20 protein-coding genes and 1 pseudogene are annotated in these 16,252 nt (G+C 68.7%); 11 read left to right on the top strand and 10 right to left on the bottom strand.

From position 1 onward, the window contains the following. Positions 1–69 precede the first annotated feature (69 nt). The 3 genes from CRP45_RS05405 (at position 70) to CRP45_RS05415 (ending at position 2,532) form a co-directional block, all read left to right on the top strand. Positions 70–960 carry an alpha/beta fold hydrolase gene (locus CRP45_RS05405; RefSeq protein ID WP_097244032.1) on the top strand — a complete coding sequence of 297 codons (891 nt, stop codon included), beginning with the start codon at positions 70–72 and terminating at the stop codon, positions 958–960. Between the two features lie 31 nt (positions 961–991). Continuing rightward, complete coding sequence (locus tag CRP45_RS05410; protein ID WP_245909915.1) at positions 992–1,600, top strand: TetR/AcrR family transcriptional regulator; 609 nt, start codon at positions 992–994, stop codon at positions 1,598–1,600. Between the two features lie 140 nt (positions 1,601–1,740). Then, the gene (locus CRP45_RS05415; protein ID WP_097244034.1) at positions 1,741–2,532 is read left to right on the top strand and encodes an SDR family NAD(P)-dependent oxidoreductase; all 792 of its coding nucleotides are present in this window, start codon (positions 1,741–1,743) and stop codon (positions 2,530–2,532) included. 13 nt (positions 2,533–2,545) lie between these two features. Here the strand turns inward: CRP45_RS05415 and CRP45_RS34910 are convergent, their stop codons facing one another. From CRP45_RS34910 to CRP45_RS05425, 3 genes and pseudogenes are all read right to left on the bottom strand, one after another. Continuing rightward, complete coding sequence (locus CRP45_RS34910) at positions 2,546–2,671, bottom strand: hypothetical protein (RefSeq protein WP_281256162.1); 126 nt, start codon at positions 2,669–2,671, stop codon at positions 2,546–2,548. Between the two features lie 25 nt (positions 2,672–2,696). Further along, a pseudogene (locus CRP45_RS35240) lies at positions 2,697–3,092 on the bottom strand (N-acetyltransferase family protein); the annotation flags it as partial. 112 nt (positions 3,093–3,204) lie between these two features. Further along, positions 3,205–3,573, bottom strand: coding sequence for a hypothetical protein (locus CRP45_RS05425; protein ID WP_097244035.1), 369 nt, complete (start codon positions 3,571–3,573; stop codon positions 3,205–3,207). A gap of 197 nt (positions 3,574–3,770) precedes the next feature. Here CRP45_RS05425 and CRP45_RS05430 point away from each other — a divergent pair, with 197 nt between their 5' ends. The 3 genes from CRP45_RS05430 (at position 3,771) to CRP45_RS05440 (ending at position 8,067) form a co-directional block, all read left to right on the top strand. After that, positions 3,771–4,745, top strand: coding sequence for an enoyl-CoA hydratase/isomerase family protein (locus CRP45_RS05430; protein WP_097244036.1), 975 nt, complete (start codon positions 3,771–3,773; stop codon positions 4,743–4,745). Further along, complete coding sequence (locus CRP45_RS05435) at positions 4,742–7,012, top strand: molybdopterin-dependent oxidoreductase (RefSeq protein ID WP_097244037.1); 2,271 nt, start codon at positions 4,742–4,744, stop codon at positions 7,010–7,012. The genes CRP45_RS05430 and CRP45_RS05435 overlap by 4 nt, the downstream gene beginning before the upstream one ends. A gap of 320 nt (positions 7,013–7,332) precedes the next feature. Continuing rightward, positions 7,333–8,067, top strand: coding sequence for a dienelactone hydrolase family protein (locus tag CRP45_RS05440; protein WP_097244038.1), 735 nt, complete (start codon positions 7,333–7,335; stop codon positions 8,065–8,067). 144 nt (positions 8,068–8,211) lie between these two features. On the opposite strand, the gene CRP45_RS05445 is transcribed toward CRP45_RS05440, so the two are convergent. Next, the gene (locus CRP45_RS05445; protein ID WP_097244039.1) at positions 8,212–8,592 is read right to left on the bottom strand and encodes a molybdopterin dinucleotide binding domain-containing protein; all 381 of its coding nucleotides are present in this window, start codon (positions 8,590–8,592) and stop codon (positions 8,212–8,214) included. Between the two features lie 204 nt (positions 8,593–8,796). Then, the gene (locus CRP45_RS05450) at positions 8,797–9,588 is read right to left on the bottom strand and encodes a GTP-binding protein (RefSeq protein WP_097244040.1); all 792 of its coding nucleotides are present in this window, start codon (positions 9,586–9,588) and stop codon (positions 8,797–8,799) included. A 130-nt stretch (positions 9,589–9,718) separates the two neighbouring features. On the opposite strand from CRP45_RS05450, the gene CRP45_RS05455 reads away from it, so the two are divergent. Together CRP45_RS05455 and CRP45_RS05460 are read left to right on the top strand one after the other, a co-directional pair. Next, positions 9,719–10,165, top strand: a complete 447-nt coding sequence (locus CRP45_RS05455) for a Zn-ribbon domain-containing OB-fold protein (protein ID WP_425436911.1) — start codon at positions 9,719–9,721, stop codon at positions 10,163–10,165. Further along, positions 10,158–11,360, top strand: coding sequence for a lipid-transfer protein (locus CRP45_RS05460; protein ID WP_097244041.1), 1,203 nt, complete (start codon positions 10,158–10,160; stop codon positions 11,358–11,360). The genes CRP45_RS05455 and CRP45_RS05460 overlap by 8 nt, the downstream gene beginning before the upstream one ends. A gap of 156 nt (positions 11,361–11,516) precedes the next feature. On the opposite strand, the gene CRP45_RS05465 is transcribed toward CRP45_RS05460, so the two are convergent. Further along, positions 11,517–12,125 carry a malonic semialdehyde reductase gene (locus CRP45_RS05465; RefSeq protein WP_218841081.1) on the bottom strand — a complete coding sequence of 203 codons (609 nt, stop codon included), beginning with the start codon at positions 12,123–12,125 and terminating at the stop codon, positions 11,517–11,519. Positions 12,126–12,156: 31 nt separating this feature from the next. Continuing rightward, positions 12,157–12,576 carry a nuclear transport factor 2 family protein gene (locus CRP45_RS05470; RefSeq protein WP_097244043.1) on the bottom strand — a complete coding sequence of 140 codons (420 nt, stop codon included), beginning with the start codon at positions 12,574–12,576 and terminating at the stop codon, positions 12,157–12,159. 174 nt (positions 12,577–12,750) lie between these two features. Between CRP45_RS05470 and CRP45_RS05475 the strand changes: the two genes are divergently transcribed. Beyond that, positions 12,751–13,533, top strand: a complete 783-nt coding sequence (locus CRP45_RS05475) for an SDR family NAD(P)-dependent oxidoreductase (RefSeq protein WP_097244044.1) — start codon at positions 12,751–12,753, stop codon at positions 13,531–13,533. A gap of 18 nt (positions 13,534–13,551) precedes the next feature. Beyond that, positions 13,552–14,046: an acetyl-CoA carboxylase biotin carboxyl carrier protein gene (locus tag CRP45_RS05480; protein ID WP_097244045.1), complete on the top strand. Its 495-nt coding sequence runs from the start codon at positions 13,552–13,554 to the stop codon at positions 14,044–14,046. 9 nt (positions 14,047–14,055) lie between these two features. Here the strand turns inward: CRP45_RS05480 and CRP45_RS05485 are convergent, their stop codons facing one another. Then, positions 14,056–14,445, bottom strand: coding sequence for a lipocalin-like domain-containing protein (locus tag CRP45_RS05485; RefSeq protein WP_097244046.1), 390 nt, complete (start codon positions 14,443–14,445; stop codon positions 14,056–14,058). Between the two features lie 29 nt (positions 14,446–14,474). Next, positions 14,475–14,969 (bottom strand): luciferase domain-containing protein, encoded by a 495-nt coding sequence (locus CRP45_RS05490; protein ID WP_097244047.1) that lies wholly within the window; start codon positions 14,967–14,969, stop codon positions 14,475–14,477. A 102-nt stretch (positions 14,970–15,071) separates the two neighbouring features. Here CRP45_RS05490 and CRP45_RS05495 point away from each other — a divergent pair, with 102 nt between their 5' ends. Further along, positions 15,072–15,440, top strand: coding sequence for a winged helix-turn-helix transcriptional regulator (locus tag CRP45_RS05495; RefSeq protein ID WP_097244048.1), 369 nt, complete (start codon positions 15,072–15,074; stop codon positions 15,438–15,440). A gap of 50 nt (positions 15,441–15,490) precedes the next feature. Here the strand turns inward: CRP45_RS05495 and CRP45_RS05500 are convergent, their stop codons facing one another. Continuing rightward, complete coding sequence (locus CRP45_RS05500) at positions 15,491–16,252, bottom strand: alpha/beta hydrolase (protein WP_097244049.1); 762 nt, start codon at positions 16,250–16,252, stop codon at positions 15,491–15,493.

Genomic DNA, 16,252 nt, shown 5'->3' on the forward strand with positions numbered 1-16,252 from the left:
GACGCGGTCGATGGGCCGATTCCCCGGAATCGCTGCCGCGCGCCCGCGCACCGGCAATGCTTGTCGGGTATGGAGGAGTTTTCGAATTGGCGTGCCAACGGCCACCGGTTCACCCACAACGGGCACCAGATCTTCTGGACCGAAGGCGGCGGCGGACCCGAGGGGGTCCTGCTGTGCATCCACGGCTTCCCGACCGCGTCCTGGGACTGGCATGCCGTGTGGCCCGGTCTGTGCGAACGGTTCGCCCGGGTGCTGGCCGCCGACATGATCGGCTTCGGCTGGTCGGCCAAACCGCGCGAATACGACTACAGCATCGCCGACCAAGCCGACCTGCACGAACAACTGCTGCGCGAACAGGGCGTGCACCGTTTCCATGTGCTGGCCCACGACTACGGCGACACCGTCGCCCAGGAACTGCTGGCCCGCGACGCGGAACGCCGCGCCACCGGCGACGACTCGCTGACCATCGAATCGGTGTGCCTGCTCAACGGGGGACTGTTCCCCGAAACCCACCGCGCGCGCTGGGTGCAGCGGCTGCTTGCCGGGCCGCTGGGACCGATGGTCGGGGTTCTCGGCGGTGAGACCGCGTTCGAACGCAGTCTGGCGGCGGTCTTCGGACCCGACACCCGCCCGAGCGCCACCGAACTGCACCAGTTCTGGCTGCTGTGGTCGTCCCGGCACGGTAAACGCAACGGCCACAAGATCATTCGGTACATGGCCGAACGACGCAAGCATCGCGAACGCTGGGTCGGCGCGTTGCAGCACGCCGTGGTGCCGGTGCGGTTGATCGACGGGCTGCGCGACCCGGTCTCGGGTGCGCACATGGTCGAGCGCTACCGCGAACTGATCGAGGATCCCGACGTGGTGGAGTTGCCCGACATCGGCCATTACCCGCAGATCGAGGCGCCGCAACGGACCTTGGACGCGTTCCTGGAGTTCCATCGCACCCGAGTCCACTGACCCACTATGGGCATCCCCATAGAATGGTGACGTGGCACGCCGATCCAGCACCGACGGTTCTTCTCGCACCCGCCTGCCCAACGCGCGGCAGCGGATGATCGAGGGCGCCATCGACTCGCTGCGCGTGCACGGCGCCAGCGCGACCAGCGTGGACCGGGTGCTTGCCAGCACCGGCGCACCGCGCGGCTCGGTGTATCACCATTTCCCCGGCGGACGCACCCAGCTCGTCAACGACGCGGTCACCACGGCGGGGGAGATCATGTCCGGCTACATCGAGCGCCTCACCCGCGACAGCGACCCGCTCGACGCGCTCGAGAAATTCGCCGAGATGTGGCGCACCACGCTGCGCGAGAGCCAGTTCCGCGCGGGGTGCCCGATCTTCGCGGTCGCTGTCGAAACCAACGACGAGGCACCGGAATTCGCGCGCGCCGCGGCCGCGGTCTTCGGTCGATGGCACGCCGCGCTCACCGACGTGCTCATCCGTCACGATGTTCCCGCCGACCGGGCGCGGCGCCTGGCGGTGCTCACCGTCGCCTCCTTCGAGGGCGCCATCGCGCTGTGCCGGGTCCAGCGCAGCACCGAGCCCCTCGACGACGCGGTCTACGAGCTGCGCGCGCTCTACCCGGGCACCGCGCACTGACCCGGCATGCCCTACCACGGTCGGAGCCACAGATCCGACCGCGCGCGGATGTGTCCGACCCGCTCGGCTCGCTACCGTGCTCCCAGAAGCGGGACAGACCCGCGTTCTGCACGCCACGGCGACAGGGGACGGTACAGCTGATGAAGATCGAAGGTTCGCGAGTTCTGATCACGGGCGCCACCGGCGGCATCGGGCACGCCATCGCCCACGCGTTCGCCGAACGCGGCGCCGAGCTGGTGCTCACCGGCCGCCGCGTCGACGTGCTCGCCCCGCTGGCCGAGCAGACCGGCGCGCGCGCCGTGCCCGCGGATCTGGCCGACCGCGACGGAGTCGCCGCGCTGCTCGCGGCGGCGGGCCCGCTCGACATCGTCATCGCGAACGCGGCCGTGCCCGCCAGCGGACTGCTCACCGACTACTCCATCGAGCAGATCGACCGCGCCCTCGATGTGAACCTGCGCGCCCCGATCGTCACCGCACGCCTGCTGGCCGAACCCCTCATCGCCAAGGGACACGGGCATCTGGTGTTCATCTCCTCCATCTCGGGCAAGATCGCCTCACCCCGGGTCTCGCTCTACAACGCCACCAAGTTCGGGCTGCGCGGCTTCGCCCAGGCACTGCGCCAAGACCTCGCCCCGCACGGTGTCGGCGTCTCGACGGTGTTCCCCGGCTTCGTCCGCGACGCGGGCATGTTCGCCGACGCGGGTGTTCCCGCGGCCCCCGGCACCGGCACTTCCTCGCCCGCCCAGGTGGCGGCCGCGGTGCGCCGCGCCGTGGAACGCAATGTCGGCGAGATCGACGTGGCCCCGCCGCAGGTGCGCCTCGGGGCGCTGCTGGCGGGCATCGCGCCCGGATTGTCCGCGCGGGTGCAGCGGCTCGCGGGCGCCGACAAGATCGCGGCGACGTTGGCCGAAGCGCAGCGCGCCAAACGCTGAGCGCCGATCGATCTCAGCGCAGCCGCAACACCATGGTGACGCTGGTCGTGCCTGCGCGGTTGACGATGCGTGAACCGTCCACATCGACGAAGCCCATGCGCTGATACAGCCGCCGCGCCCGGATTCTCCTCGCGCACACTCAAACTCACCGCCGCATAGCGTCGCGCGGCGTCGGCGACGAGCCGTTCGAGCATCGCCGTGCCCAGCCCGGTGCCGCGCGCCCGCGGCGCGACGGCGATCGCGAGTTCGGGAGTCGTGTCGTCGACGTAGCCGTAACCGGCGTCCGCGCCGGTGAGCAGGCGCAACCACGCCGCGCCGGAAGGGGATTCGGCCGGGCCGCCGACGACACCGAGATCGCCGTCGAGACCCCACTTCGCCACGTAGCGCGCCAGCGCCGGGATGGTCACGAGATCGGCGACGGTCAATCCCTGATCGGCGGCATGCGATGCATCGTAGAGCATTTCCCAGAGGAACGGTTCGTCGGCGGTCACGGCCGGGCGTAGCGGAGCGGAGATCACGAATCCGAACATAGGAGAACCGTGCGCGCACGGCCACGCCATTTCCGGGGCGCTTCGAGGGCCGACACCGACCACCGTCGCGCGCGTTCAGCGGCCGCGGATCTGCCACGCAGCCGACCAGGGCCGGAGCGTGCTGTCGCTGATCGATGTGGCGTTACCGACCGGCGGCGGCAACGTTTCGGGCATGCTCGGCGACCCAGACACCGACTCCGATCGCCGTGGCCACCGGCCACGACACCAGTCCGGTGGCGGCCGCCGCGCCGAGCCCACCGTAGTAGAGCATCGACTCCCGATCCGGCACTCGATGCAGCACCGACGAGACACCGTCGGCCGCCGTGCGCGATCCGGGCGGAAGCGGGACTCGCGCCATCCGCACCCCGACCGTCGGAATCGGGACACGCAGTCCGCCGTTCCCGATATTCGATTCGGTTGCCGACGGTTGTCCCGCCGATTCGGGGACCGAAGGTGCGGTCTCGGTCGGCTCGGTACCCGGTTTGCGGGCCTGTTTGGTCTTGCCGGACATAACTGCTCCTTTCTCGACCTTTGGACCTCCGCGCTGAGTATGCGAACAAGTCAACCCCTGTCCGGCCCGCGCCGCCACACCCCGCTCGGTCTTGACACCACGATTATGGTGTGTGCCATAGTAGGTGCCGAAGCCGCTCGACCGCACCGGGTCGACGCCGAGCCTCGTCCACCGTCGCGCGCCGTAAGGAGCCGCCGATGTCCCGCGCAGCCGACCTCCGGTTGGAGACGATCGACCTCACCCAGGACGGGCGGGTCCTCACCGCCCGCGCCGTCGCACCGCCGCTGAACTTCGTGACCACCGAGTTCGTCCGCGACCTCGACCGCCTCACCGCCACCGTCGACACCGACGACACGGTCGGCGCGGTCGTGCTCACCGGCGGACTGCCAGGACGGTTCCTCACCCACGCCGACCCCAGCGCGCTGACCGGCATGATCGAACTGCCGCACCCGTTCGTGCCCGCCCGCGTCGCCGCACCGCTGCTGCGCGCCGCGAGCGCCGCGCTGCGCATCCCGGGCGCGACGGCGGCGGTGGAGCGGTTCGGCGGCGGCCTCGGCGTGGGACTGGTGTGGGGGCACCGCTGGAAACGAACCACCTTGCGCATGAACCGCTCCCACGCGGTGTATCTGGCCGCCATCAACGGCCCGGCGCTTGGCGGCGGCCACGAGATCGCGCTGGCCTGCGACCTGCGCTATGCCGCCGACGCCGAGCACGTCAAGCTCGGCCAGATCGAGACCATGGCCAACCTCATCCCCGGCGGCGGCGGAACCCAACGCCTGACCAGGCTGCTCGGCGCGGCCGCCGCGCTCGAGGTCACCTTGGAGGGCGCGCCGCTGTCGGTCGCCGAGGCCCACCGGCTCGGACTGCTGCACCGCGTCGTCGCCGAAGACCAGCTGCTTGCCGAAGCCCAGGCCACCGCGGCCCGATTGGCGGCCCGCAATCCGGTCGTCGTCGCCGAACTCAAGCGCGCGGTCTACTTCGGCACCGACACCCGCCTGTCCCGCGGCTTGGACCGCGAACAAGCCGGGTTCGTCTCCGTCGGCACCACGGCCGCCGCGGCGCGCACCACCCGCGCGTTCTTCGACGACCTCGCCCGGCTCGGGGACACACCGTTTCTCGCCGACCCGAAACCGTGGCTCGACGGCACCCGTGTGGATCAGGTGAGCCGATGAACGCCCCCACCCGCGACACCGCTGCCGCCCGTGCCACCGCTTCGGCCGATGAACCAGCGACTTGGCACAAGACCGCCTGCATTCTGTGCGAGAACAATTGCGGCCTGCTCATTCAGCTCGACGGCCGCCGCTTCGCCAAGATCCGCGGCGACAAAGACCACGTCGCCTCCGCCGGCTACACCTGCAACAAGGCGCTGCGCCTTGACCACTACCAGAACGGCGGCGCCCGCCTGACCAGCCCGCTGCGCCGCGAACCCGACGGCACCTTCACCGAAATCGACTGGGACACAGCCATTTCCGAGGTCGCTGCCCGTTTGAAACAGGTACGCGACGAGCACGGCGGCGACAAGATCTTCTATTACGGCGGCGGCGGTCAAGGCAACCACCTCGGCGGCGCCTACAGCGGAGCCCTGCGCCGCGCCCTCGGCAGCCGCTACCGCTCCACCGCGCTCGCCCAGGAGAAGACCGGCGAAGGCTGGGTCGACGCCCACCTGACCGGCGGCCACACCACCGGCGACTTCGAACACGCCGAAGTATCGGTATTCCTCGGCAAGAACCCCTGGCAGTCCCACGGCGTGCCGCGCACCCGCACGATCCTGCAGCAGATCGCCAAGGATCCCGCCCGCGGCATGATCGTCATCGACCCGGTGCGCACCGAAACCGCGGACCTCGCCGACATCCACCTCCAGGTCCGCCCCGGAACCGACGCGTGGTGCCTCGCGGCGCTGCTGGCCATCCTGGTCCGCGACGATCTGCTCGATCACGACTTCCTCACCGCCCACACCAGCCAAGCCGAGGACGTCCTCGCCGCACTGCGCGATGTCGACATCGCCGACTACGCCGACCGCTGCGGCGTCCCGGTCGAGCTGCTGCGCACCGCCGCCCACCGCATCGGCACCGCCGCGAGCGTCGCCACCTACGAAGACCTCGGCGTGCAGCAAAGCCCCAACAGCACCCTCATCTCGTATCTGAACAAACTGCTGTGGCTGCTCACCGGCAACTTCGCCGCGCCGGGCGCGATGCAACCGCACTCGTGGCTGGTCCCGCTGGCCGGCTACGGCCGCGACATCCGCCGCAGTCCCGTCACCGGCGCACCCGTGCTCGGCGGCATGCTGCCGTGCAACTCCATCGCCGAGGAGATACTCACCGACCATCCCGACCGCTTCCGCGCGATGATCGTCGAATCCGCCAATCCCGCGCACTCCCTTGCCGATTCGACCTCCTTCCGCGCCGCGCTCGACGCACTGGATCTGGTGGTCGTCATCGACGTCGCACTCACCGAAACCGCCCGCCACGCCGACTACGTGCTCCCCGCGGCCAGCCAGTTCGAGAAGTGGGAAGCCACCTTCTTCACCCTGGAATTCCCGCGCAACACCTTCCATCTGCGCGCGCCGCTGCTCGACCCGCTGCCTGGCACGCTGCCCGAACCCGAGATCTACGCGCGGCTGCTTCGTGAACTCGGCGCGGTCTCCCGTACCAAGCTCGCGCTGCTGCGCGCCGCCGCCCGCCTCGGCCGCCGCCCCTACGCGCTGGCCTTCGCCGCACTGTTGGCCGTCGACAAGAACACCGCGGGCTTGGCGCCGCATCTGCTCTACGAAACCCTCGGCCCCACCCTGCCCGACGGCGCCCGTTCGGCCGCGGTGCTGTGGGCGTTGGCTCAGCGCGTGGCCCGCACCCATCCCGCCGCCATGCGCCGCGCCGGACACCGCGACGCCGACGCCCTCTTCGACGCCATCCTCGCCGGACGCTCCGGTGTCACCTTCACCGTCGACGACTACGCCGACGCCTGGGACTACGTCCCGCACCCCGGCAAACGCATTCCCCTCGCCATCCCCGAACTGCTGCACGCACTGCGCGCACTCGACACCACGCCCGCCACCCACACCAGCGCCGACTACCCGTTCGTGCTGGCGGCGGGGGAGCGGCGCTCCTTCACCGCCAACACCATCTTCCGCGACGACACGTGGCGTCGCCGCGACCCCGACGGCGCACTGCGCATGAACCCCGACGACGCCACCCGCCTCGGCCTCGGCGCAGGCGACCGCGCTCGCGTCACCACCCGCCGCGGCAGCGCCGTCACCACCGTCGAACTCACCGACCGCATGCAGCCCGGCCACGTCTCCCTGCCCAACGGTTTCGGCCTCGACCTGCCCGACGGCACCCGCACCGGCGTCGCGCTCAACGAACTCACCGACGCCACCCTGCGCGACGCCATCGCGGGCACACCCTGGCACAAACACGTCCCCGCCCGCATCGAACCCGCTTGAGCAGCACCGGGTTTCACCGCGTTAGGACCGCTCGCGGCGGCACACGCGCCTTCCTCGAGTCGATGATCGATCGGGTCCGGCGAACACCCGCCGCGCCCACGCGGTCGCCCGTGTGAGGCAAGACGTCGCCGCACACGTTGAACCGCAAAACCTGTTGGTGAACCATCGAGGCCGCTGCTACTTTTCCGGAGGCCGTGCGATAGGACGAGGAGGTGGTACCCGTGAACGCAGTATCGGCATGGGTGCTCCTCTCTGGGGTCACGGTCGGGCGATAGGTCGTCCGGGAGCGCCGTTCGACAGCACTCCCGAAAGGCACGACCGTGCAATTCATTACCGAACAGCGCCTCGACGACGACATCCTCGAGCGCGAATTCATCCTCGGCGAGATTCCCGGCATCCTGTGGACGCCCGGATCCGCATCCGGGCCGGTACCGCTGATCCTGATCGGCCCCCCGCCCCTCGGGCTGCGCAACGCGTACCCGCGACTGCTCGCCAGGGCCCGCTACGCCGTGGCGGAGGACTTCGCCGCGGCCACCATCGAACTGCCCTGGAGCGGAGAGCGGCCCAGTTCGGCCGCCGCCGATCAGGCCCGCACCGACCTGCGCCGGGCGGTGGCCAGTGGCGAACATGTCACCGACGAGATCATCGACCGGCTCATCCTGCCACTGGTCGACAAGGCGGTCCCGGAATGGCGGGCCGCCTTGGACGCACTCCTCGCACTGCCCGAGATCGGCGGCCCGGTCGGGTATTCGGGCGGGGTGATCTCCATCGGTACCCGGCTGGCGGCGGTCGAGCCACGCGTTTCGGCCGCCGTTCTGTACGCGGGAAGTTTCGTGCCCCGTGCCATCATCGAGGAGGCCCGGCAGGTCACCATTCCGCTGCATGTCCTGCTGCAGTGGGACGACGAAGGCAACGACCGGCAGAGGGCTTTGGACCTGTTCGACGCCTTCGGCTCCAAGGAGAAGACGCTGCACGCCAACATGGGCGGGCACACCGGCGTCCCACAGTACGCCGGGGAGGAAGCGAACCGGTCCTTCGCCCGGCACCTGAAGTGAGGCCGGGCCGCCGGAGACGATAGGGCCGTCGGTCAGGAGCCGCTATCGAGGACAGGTCCCGACCCTCCTCGACAGCGGTGGCCGGCAGATGCGCAACCGCCCCGGGCATCGGCGGAACCAACGGGCGGGGCGGCGCTCGGCTTCTCAGCCGGTCGGCGCGGACTCCGCGAGCGTCTCGGATTCCGGGGCATCGGATGCCGCGACCGGCGCGGGTGTCACGCGGACCCACGTGTTGTTGACCGCCGAAGCGCCCGAGAACGGGTCGATCGACGAAGGATCGTGCAGCAGATTGACGTTCGCACCAGGCAGTGACGCCGCGACCGTCCAGCCGACGCCGGGCTCGCGGTGTCCCCATCCGTGCGGGATCGCGATCGCACCGGGGCGGATTTCGTCGCTCACCTCGAGGGTCACCACGATCGAACCCATCGGTGAAGTCACGGTCACCGGTTCACCGTCGGACAGACCGTGTTCGGCGGCATCGGCTGGATCCATGAGGGCGGTGCATCGGTCGCGGCCTTTCACCATTGGCGGGAGGTTGTGCAGCCAGGTGTTTGGACTTTTCCGGTTTCGGCGACGACGATCGCGACCCAGTGGAACTCCTTGGCGACGTCGATGCCCACGACAACTGCCATGCAACCCGCTGTGGTCGGCGGCGCGGGTGGTCGCCGCACGCCGAGCCCGCCGCCTCACCAATCTCGCCAGGCCGGGCCGTGCAAGCCGCTGAGGGCCTCAATAGTCGAGGGCGTGTTCTGGTTGGCAGACATCCATTGGGGAGGGCAGGTAGCGGGCGATGGCGTCCAGGAGCGTGGCGATGTCATCGCTCATGGGCGCTGCACCGCATAGGACGGGTACGACGTCACCGATGCGGGTGAGGTAGCGGATGCGGTGATGCAACTGGTCGAGCGGGATGTCGCACCGGGCTGGGGAGGCGTTCGGATCCGAGGGGACTTGTTCCATGACCGTTTTCACGAGGTTGCCGTACCACCGCTCGGCGACTTCCCAATGGCTGCCGTAGAGTTCGGCGGCCAGCGATTCGAGTGCCCACAGCGGGAGCAGGTCGATGACGCCTTCGAACGTGGGGTGGGCGCCGAGGGGGATCTGTAGCGCCAGTGGGACCGCGCCGCGGGTGTCGGCGATCGTGCGGACGCAGCGGTCGAAATCCGCTGCGGGGTGGTCGAGTCCGTTGATCAGGCACAGGCGGGCGACCTGGTGGTCGTCGGCGACCCGCAACATCGTCTCGACGTGCGGGATGGGGTTCGCGGCGGCGTTCACGACCGCGACCACACCGTCGGCTACGCGGATGGACCGCTCCAGCTCCGCCATGGGCGCGTGGCTCGTCAGCGCGGCGATACGGATCGTGTGCTCGACGCGGCCCGTCTTCCAGTCGACCGTGGCCCGGGTGCCGGAGCCGGGCCGACCGGAGCGGCGGCGAAGGAGGTGGGCCACTCGGGTGGTCTCGTCGGGGTCGCCGATGATGGTGACGTTGCGGATTGTTTGGGGATCAATGGCTTTGGCGCCCATCGCGTTGTGGTACTCCAGATCGACTCGAGGGGTCGGGACGTCCTCGATCCGGATTCACCGTACCTCCGCCCGCGGATCGCTGGAGCGGATTTCGGCCCCAAAATAGAACGTGTTCCTATACGGTCGGGCTGTGCAGAAAGAACAACGGCCCGCCGTGGCAGACTGGTTCACTGCGGACGACGGTGTGGTGCGTCTGAAGGGGAGTCGCTGCAAGGTATGCGCCACACCGTATTTCCCGCGGAACACCCTGGCCTGCCGGAATCCGCAGTGTTCCGGTCCGAGGGATGGCTCCGAGCTCGTCGAGCATCTGTTTTCCCGACGTGGGCGGATCTGGTCGTATGCCGACGCCCGGTACAAACCTCCGGCGCCCTATGTGTCACCCGATCCGTTCGAGCCGTATGTCGTTGCGGCAGTGGAGCTCGAGGTCGAGCAGATGGTGGTTCTCGGGCAGGTCGTGCGCGGCCTCACGGTGGACGACCTGGCCGTCGGCATGCCGGTCGAAGTGACTCTCGGCACGTTGTACGCCGACGAGGAAGCCGAGTACACGGTGTGGATGTGGAGGCCGGTCAATGACTGACACCAATGATCGCGACATCGCCGTCCTCGGTGCGGGCATGCACCAGTGGGGCAAGTGGGGGCGCAATTTCGTCGAATACGGGCTGGTCGCCGCCCGCGCGGCGCTGGCCGATGCCGGAGTGGACCATCTCGATGTCGGCTATATCGCCGGCGCGGACACCATCCGCAATGGCTACCCCGGTTTCGTCTCGGGCGCGACGTTCGCTCAGGCGTTGGGTTGGTCGGGTGCGCAGATCTCGAGCAGCTATGCCGCCTGCGCCTCCGGTGCGCAGGCCATCGCCAACGCACGCGCCCAAATCCTGGCGGGGTTGTGCGACGTGGCGCTGGTGGTGGGCGCCGATGCCGCCCCGAAGGGCTTCTTCCAGCCGGTCGGCGGTGAGCGACGCGACGATCCGGACTGGCTGCGTTTCCACCTGCTCGGCGCTACCAATCCTATCTATTTCGCGTTGTATGCCCGCCGCCGGATGGCGCTGCACGGCGCCACACTCGACGATTTCGCCGCGGTCAAGGTGAAGAACGCCAGGCACGGCCTGAACAACCCGTATGCCCGCTACCGCAAGGAGGTTTCGATCGAGGAGGTCGCCGCCTCGGCGATCGTCTCGGACCCGTTGCGGCTGCTCGACATCTGCGCGACCAGCGACGGCGGGGCCGCACTGGTGTTGACATCGATGGAGTACGCGCGTCGGCACGGCGTCACCGACCCGGTCCGCATCCGGGCGCTGTCGACGCTCACGCCGACCTTCCCGAAAACCGTTCTCGACCTTCCGGATTTCGCGACGGACTCCGCTGTGGCCGTCGAGGCCCCGCCCCGTGCGTTCCGTTCCGACCTCGCGCACGCCGCGTACGAGGAGGCCGGGCTCGGTCCCGCCGACCTGTCCCTCGCGGAGGTCTACGACCTGTCCACCGCGCTGGAGCTGGACTGGTACGAGGACATCGGACTCTGCGAGACGGGCGGCGCTGAGGAACTGTTGCGCAGCGGCGCAACAACATTGGGCGGACGCGTGCCAGTGAACCCCAGCGGCGGCCTGGCCTGTTTCGGTGAGGCGATCCCCGCACAGGCCATCGCCCAGATCTGCGAGCTCACCTGGCAGCTGCGCGGCCAGGCCGACGGCCGACAGGTGGACAACGCCCGCGCGGGTATCGCGGTGAACCAGGGCCTCTTCGGCCACGGCTCGGCCATCATCGCCACCCGCTGACATCGCGTCTTTCGGGTCACTCTCCGAAACCCGGGCCATGCCCGGGTTTCGGTCCAGATCGATCAAGGGTGCTTCGGTTGATGCGTCCGTGTTGCAGGCGTTTCGCCACCGAAGATGAGGTTCAGCGATTCGGTGGCGCTACGGGGCAGGAATGGCTCAAATCGTGCTGACCACCTCGTCGTAGTCCAATCGCGGCGAGCGCGGGAACCAGGCGTTCGCGCCCGGCTTGCCGATATTGACCACGACGAGACCGGTGTGATCGCCGTCCGGGAAGAAGTCCTTGTCCAGCCCCGCGCCGTCGAACCCGTTCATCGGGCCCGCCGCCAGCCCCGCCGCGCGGATACCCAGGATGAGGTAGCCGATCTGGATCAGGGCATTGAACCGCGCCGACTCGGCCCGATAGTCCGTATCGGCGAAGTAGTCCTTGGCCTCGGGCGCGTGCGGGAACACTGTTGGCAAGTTGTCGTGGAAATTCAGGTCCGCGGCAAGGATCGCCGAGAGCGGCGCCGCGGCCGTCTTCGGCTTGTTGTTGTCGATCATGTGGGTGACCAGCCGGTCCCGCGCCTCCTGGCTGCGCACCAGCACGATCCGCAGCGGCTGCTGGTTCATCGACGTCGGCCCGTATTTCACCAATTCGTAGATCGCGCGGATCTGCTCGTCGGTGACCGGCTCGTCGGTGAAGGTATTCGCCGTGCGGGCCTCCCGGAAGAGCAGATCCTGCGCCTCGGCGGCGAGCGTGAGCAAGGCTGGCTGAACGGAGTTCACGTATTTCTCCTCGAAAAGTGTCTGGGGACGGTCAGTCGTGGACGACGCGCCGCGATCGGGTCAGCAGCGCTCCGTCGACGCGGACGAGCACGTCGTGCACGACGCAGCTCGGCGCGATCTCGGGCTTGCTGTTCGGGCGGATCTTGACCACCAGGCAGTAGGTGGTGGACACGATGGTCCCGTCGTCCTGGGGTTGCAGGTTGATCATGTTGAACCAGTGCCTGCGCTGCATCGGGTCGGTCTCGAAGCGCTTGTGGAACTCGACCAGGTCCGCGATGATGCCCGCTCTGGTCCGGGCGGGTGGAATGCCCGGCGAGTGCTCGAATTCCGCGTCCTCGGTGAACGTATCGGCGTAGCCGGGGATGTCGCGGTTGTCCAGTCGCTGCATCTGCTCGGCGTAGAACTGCTGGACCTCGGCGTACAACTCGGTGCGGCTTGCGACAGTGGTCATGGTTGCTCCCTAAGGTTGCGGCGGGGCGCGGCTGCCAGCCACGGTGGCCGACGCCGCTAGAGCTTCGGTCGAGCCGCCGCATGTGACCGTCGGTTGACCGGATCTATAGGACGCGCGACGACGCTGGTGGTCGAAAAGCCCGGCGAGTTCGGAAGATCGACCGATGGAGGAGTCATGGCGGAAAATCGGCGTGTCGCGCTGGTCACCGGAGCGACCAGCGGAATGGGCCTGGAGATCACCAGAAGCCTGGCGGCCCAGGGCATTGCGGTGTTCCTCTGCGCTCGCGACCAGCAGCGGGTGACCGACACAGTGAAGAGCCTGCAGGACGAGGGTCACGAGGTGGACGGCACCGTCTGCGACGTGGCCGACGCCGCGCAGGTCCGCGAGTACGTCGACGCGGGCGTGCGACGGTACGGCCCGATCGACATCCTGATCAACAATGCCGGCCGCAGCGGCGGCGGCGTCACCGCTCAGGTGACCGACGAACTGTGGTTCGACGTGATAAACACCAATCTCAACAGCGTGTTCCTGATGACGAAGGCGGTGCTGAACGCGGGCGGCATGCTGGAGCGCGGCAGCGGCCGCATCGTCAACATCGCCTCCACCGGCGGCAAGCAGGGCGTGGTGCACGGCGCCCCGTACTCCGCGTCCAAGCACGGCGTGGTCGGTTTCACCAAGGCGCTCGGCCTCGAGCTGGCCAAGACCGGGATCACCGTGAACGCGGTGTGCCCCGGATTCGTGGAGACACCGATGGCCGAGCGGGTGCGCGAGGTGTATTCGGGTCTGTGGGGTGTCGACACCGACGAAGTGCACGCCAGGGTCAGCGCGCGGGTGCCCATCGGTCGTTACGTACAGCCGTTCGAGGTGGCGGCGATGGTCGACTACCTGATCGGGCCCGGGGCGGGCGCGGTGACCGCCCAGGCGCTGAATGTCTGTGGCGGACTCGGCAATTACTGAGCTGAAGGAGTCACGGCAATGACCGCAGTCGACGACAACCCCGCCGACGCTCGCGCCACCGGGCACGATGATTATCTCCGGGTCCTGGACGCCATACAGACGGGTGCGCTGCACCTGCTCGCGGGCTTCCCGCGCCAGCCGAGCGCACTGCGCTTCCAGGTCGGGGAGGTGACCGTGGAGGCCGAGTGGCAGGCCGTCGCGCCGCCGTCCACAGCTATGACAGTCACCGAAGCTCCGGTGGAATCCATTGCGGCGCCGGAGAGCCCGGCGATCGGACCGGTGGTGCGCGCACCCAGTGTGGGCGTGTTCTATCGCCGCCCCGAGCCGGGCTCGGATCCCTTCGTCGAGGTCGGAGACCGGGTGCAGGCCGGACAGCAGATCGCCATCGTGGAGGCGATGAAACTGATGATCCCGGTGACCGCTCAGACCGGCGGAGTGATCACCGGGATCCTCAAGGAAGACAACGAACCGGTGCAATTCGACGAGCCCTTGTTCTCGTATTCTCCGGAATGACAGCGGATTTCAGGCAGGCGGGCGGCTGCGTCGCCAGGTGAGCACCCGGCGTTGGGTCCGCCCGCCGACCTGTGCGGAACCGATCAGGGTGAGCACGTCTCCGGTCAGCGACATCTGGCGCACCTGCTCGGTGTCCGCCCACGCCGGGTTGGAACACACGCTGATCGCGTGCACCATCTCGGTGCCGGATCGCCGCCAGGTACCCGCGTAGCCCATGAACGGGGTCGCGCCCGCGGCGCCGTCGGTGCGCATCATGCTCACCGACATGTAGCCGTGGGCGCCGTAGATCAGCAGGCCGCGCGGCGCGTCGCCCAGTGGCCCCTGGCTGGTCGCATCGTTTTCGTCGATGTCGAAATAGGACACGAGTTCCCATGTCCCGACGAGGTCGGTCGCGTTCATGGGCCCAACGATTGCGGCCGCCGCTCTAATCACGCTGTAGCCGAGCCTCGGGCGAAGCGATGACTGATCCGCACCAGCCGCCAGATGATGTCCAGTTCCTCGTGGTCGCGCGGCCCGTAGACCATCACCAGCGTCCCGGGCAGGAATCCCTGCCTGGCCATCGGATGCAGCTCCGCCCAGCCCTGCTGGACGGTCTGCGCCACCACGTCGTTCGGCAGGCACATGTGCAAGCTGCCATCGCCGTGTCCGTGCAAGTGGGCGAATTCGGTGCCCGCGAGATAGGCCTCGCCGGGACCCGTGGCAAGGGTCGGCCGCAGGTGCAAGGCACGGGTGTCGGGCAGGGAAACGCCGCTGCGGCCGAGCAGGACGCCGTCCAGCGTGGTCATCCGGGACCACAGCTCTTCTTGCAGATCGGGCGGTGCGATCTGGCTGAGCTGCTGATGCGGGTTGTGCTCGCGGGTGCGCGGCCGGTCGCCGGAGCGGCGCGGCAGGTCGAGCCGCCCGTCCACTGTTGTCGTCGTCATGACTGTGCTCCCTTCGGTTTTCGCGTGCTCGCGTCCCTGGAACCACAGTACTTTCATAAGTATAGTAGTAACCAAGCGGAAAGTGACCAACCGGGAGGACGCATGACGACCGTGCCCGAAACCGACCCGTGCCCGATCACACCGGTCATCGATCTGGTCTTCGGCCGCTGGTCGACCCAGGTCCTGTGGGTGCTCACCCACGACGGCCGCCTCCGCTTCACCGAACTCCAACAGCGCATCCCCGGCCTCACCCCCAAGGTCCTCACCCAGCGCCTACGTCAACTCGAACGCGACGGGTTGGTATCGCGGACCTACCACGCCGAGGTCCCGCCACGGGTGGAATACGAGGCGACGCCGCTGGCCAAGACACTGACCCCGGTGTTCAGCAGCATCGTGGAATGGTCGAGCGAGCACCTCGGCGAGGTTCTCGCGGCACGCGCCACCTACGACGCGGGCGGGGACTCGAGCTGAGTGGCGGCTCGCAAACCCGCACCCGAGGATGACTGTCCGCTGTATCGAGGCTATGGCGCGGCTGGCGTGCGAGGTGCCAGCGCCAGGAGATGCGCCGCCAGTTCGCGCGGCATGGTGATCATGCAGTCGTGGCCGGTCGGCAGGACGAGCAGGCGGTCCGGCGGGAGGTCGGTGGGCGGGAGGGTGCGGGGCATGGCGGTGCGCATGGCTTTGAAGGCCTCACCGCCTTCGCTGCAGTAGACGTGGGACACTGGAATAGGCGCCAGCGCTTGCGGATTCGTCAGTTTCATCGGCTGCTGGAAGGTTTTCAGGGACTGGGGGGTCTGCATCGCGGCGACCCAGCTGAAATCGGGTTCTTCCGTGACGCCGTAGAGCCCGCCGTCGCCCATGCGTTCTGTTTGCGGCGGCACGCGCCAGCCGTCGCCGTGGGCGGCGGCTGCGGCGACGAAGGCGTCGACCATGCCGGGCATGATGTCGGCGACCGCTTCGCCGTCGTTGGGCACGAAGGTGTCGATGTAGACGAGTTCGGCGATACGGTCCGGTAGGGCGTCGGCCAGTGCGGTGACAACGATGGCGGCGTAGCTGTGGCCGACCAGGACGACGTCGGTGAGGTCTTCGGAGGTGACCAGGTCGATCAGGTCTCTGACATGGGTGTCGAGGCCGACGTCGGCGGTGAGCAGGTGGGCGCGGTCGCCGAGACCGACCAGCGAGGGCGCGAGGACGCGGTGCCCGGCGTCCTCGAGCAGCGGGGTGACCCGCTGCCAGACCCATCCGCCGTGGAAGGCGCCGTGGATGAGCAGGTAGGTCGACAC

The sequence above is a fragment of the Nocardia amikacinitolerans genome, from assembly GCF_900215415.1.
GTDB classification, from domain to species: domain Bacteria; phylum Actinomycetota; class Actinomycetes; order Mycobacteriales; family Mycobacteriaceae; genus Nocardia; species Nocardia amikacinitolerans.

What these genes read in the sequence shown, in the direction of transcription:
- CRP45_RS05495 (WP_097244048.1), top strand. Translation starts at nt 15,072, where the DNA reads ATGACGACCGTGCCCGAAACCGACCCGTGCCCGATCACACCGGTCATC.
- CRP45_RS05490 (WP_097244047.1), bottom strand. Translation starts at nt 14,969, where the DNA reads ATGACGACGACAACAGTGGACGGGCGGCTCGACCTGCCGCGCCGCTCC.
- CRP45_RS05450 (WP_097244040.1), bottom strand. Translation starts at nt 9,588, where the DNA reads ATGGGCGCCAAAGCCATTGATCCCCAAACAATCCGCAACGTCACCATC.
- CRP45_RS05415 (WP_097244034.1), top strand. Translation starts at nt 1,741, where the DNA reads ATGAAGATCGAAGGTTCGCGAGTTCTGATCACGGGCGCCACCGGCGGC.
- CRP45_RS05470 (WP_097244043.1), bottom strand. Translation starts at nt 12,576, where the DNA reads ATGACCACTGTCGCAAGCCGCACCGAGTTGTACGCCGAGGTCCAGCAG.
- CRP45_RS05430 (WP_097244036.1), top strand. Translation starts at nt 3,771, where the DNA reads ATGTCCCGCGCAGCCGACCTCCGGTTGGAGACGATCGACCTCACCCAG.
- CRP45_RS05480 (WP_097244045.1), top strand. Translation starts at nt 13,552, where the DNA reads ATGACCGCAGTCGACGACAACCCCGCCGACGCTCGCGCCACCGGGCAC.
- CRP45_RS05475 (WP_097244044.1), top strand. Translation starts at nt 12,751, where the DNA reads ATGGCGGAAAATCGGCGTGTCGCGCTGGTCACCGGAGCGACCAGCGGA.
- CRP45_RS05425 (WP_097244035.1), bottom strand. Translation starts at nt 3,573, where the DNA reads ATGTCCGGCAAGACCAAACAGGCCCGCAAACCGGGTACCGAGCCGACC.
- CRP45_RS05460 (WP_097244041.1), top strand. Translation starts at nt 10,158, where the DNA reads ATGACTGACACCAATGATCGCGACATCGCCGTCCTCGGTGCGGGCATG.
- CRP45_RS05435 (WP_097244037.1), top strand. Translation starts at nt 4,742, where the DNA reads ATGAACGCCCCCACCCGCGACACCGCTGCCGCCCGTGCCACCGCTTCG.
- CRP45_RS05445 (WP_097244039.1), bottom strand. Translation starts at nt 8,592, where the DNA reads ATGGTGAAAGGCCGCGACCGATGCACCGCCCTCATGGATCCAGCCGAT.
- CRP45_RS05405 (WP_097244032.1), top strand. Translation starts at nt 70, where the DNA reads ATGGAGGAGTTTTCGAATTGGCGTGCCAACGGCCACCGGTTCACCCAC.
- CRP45_RS05485 (WP_097244046.1), bottom strand. Translation starts at nt 14,445, where the DNA reads ATGAACGCGACCGACCTCGTCGGGACATGGGAACTCGTGTCCTATTTC.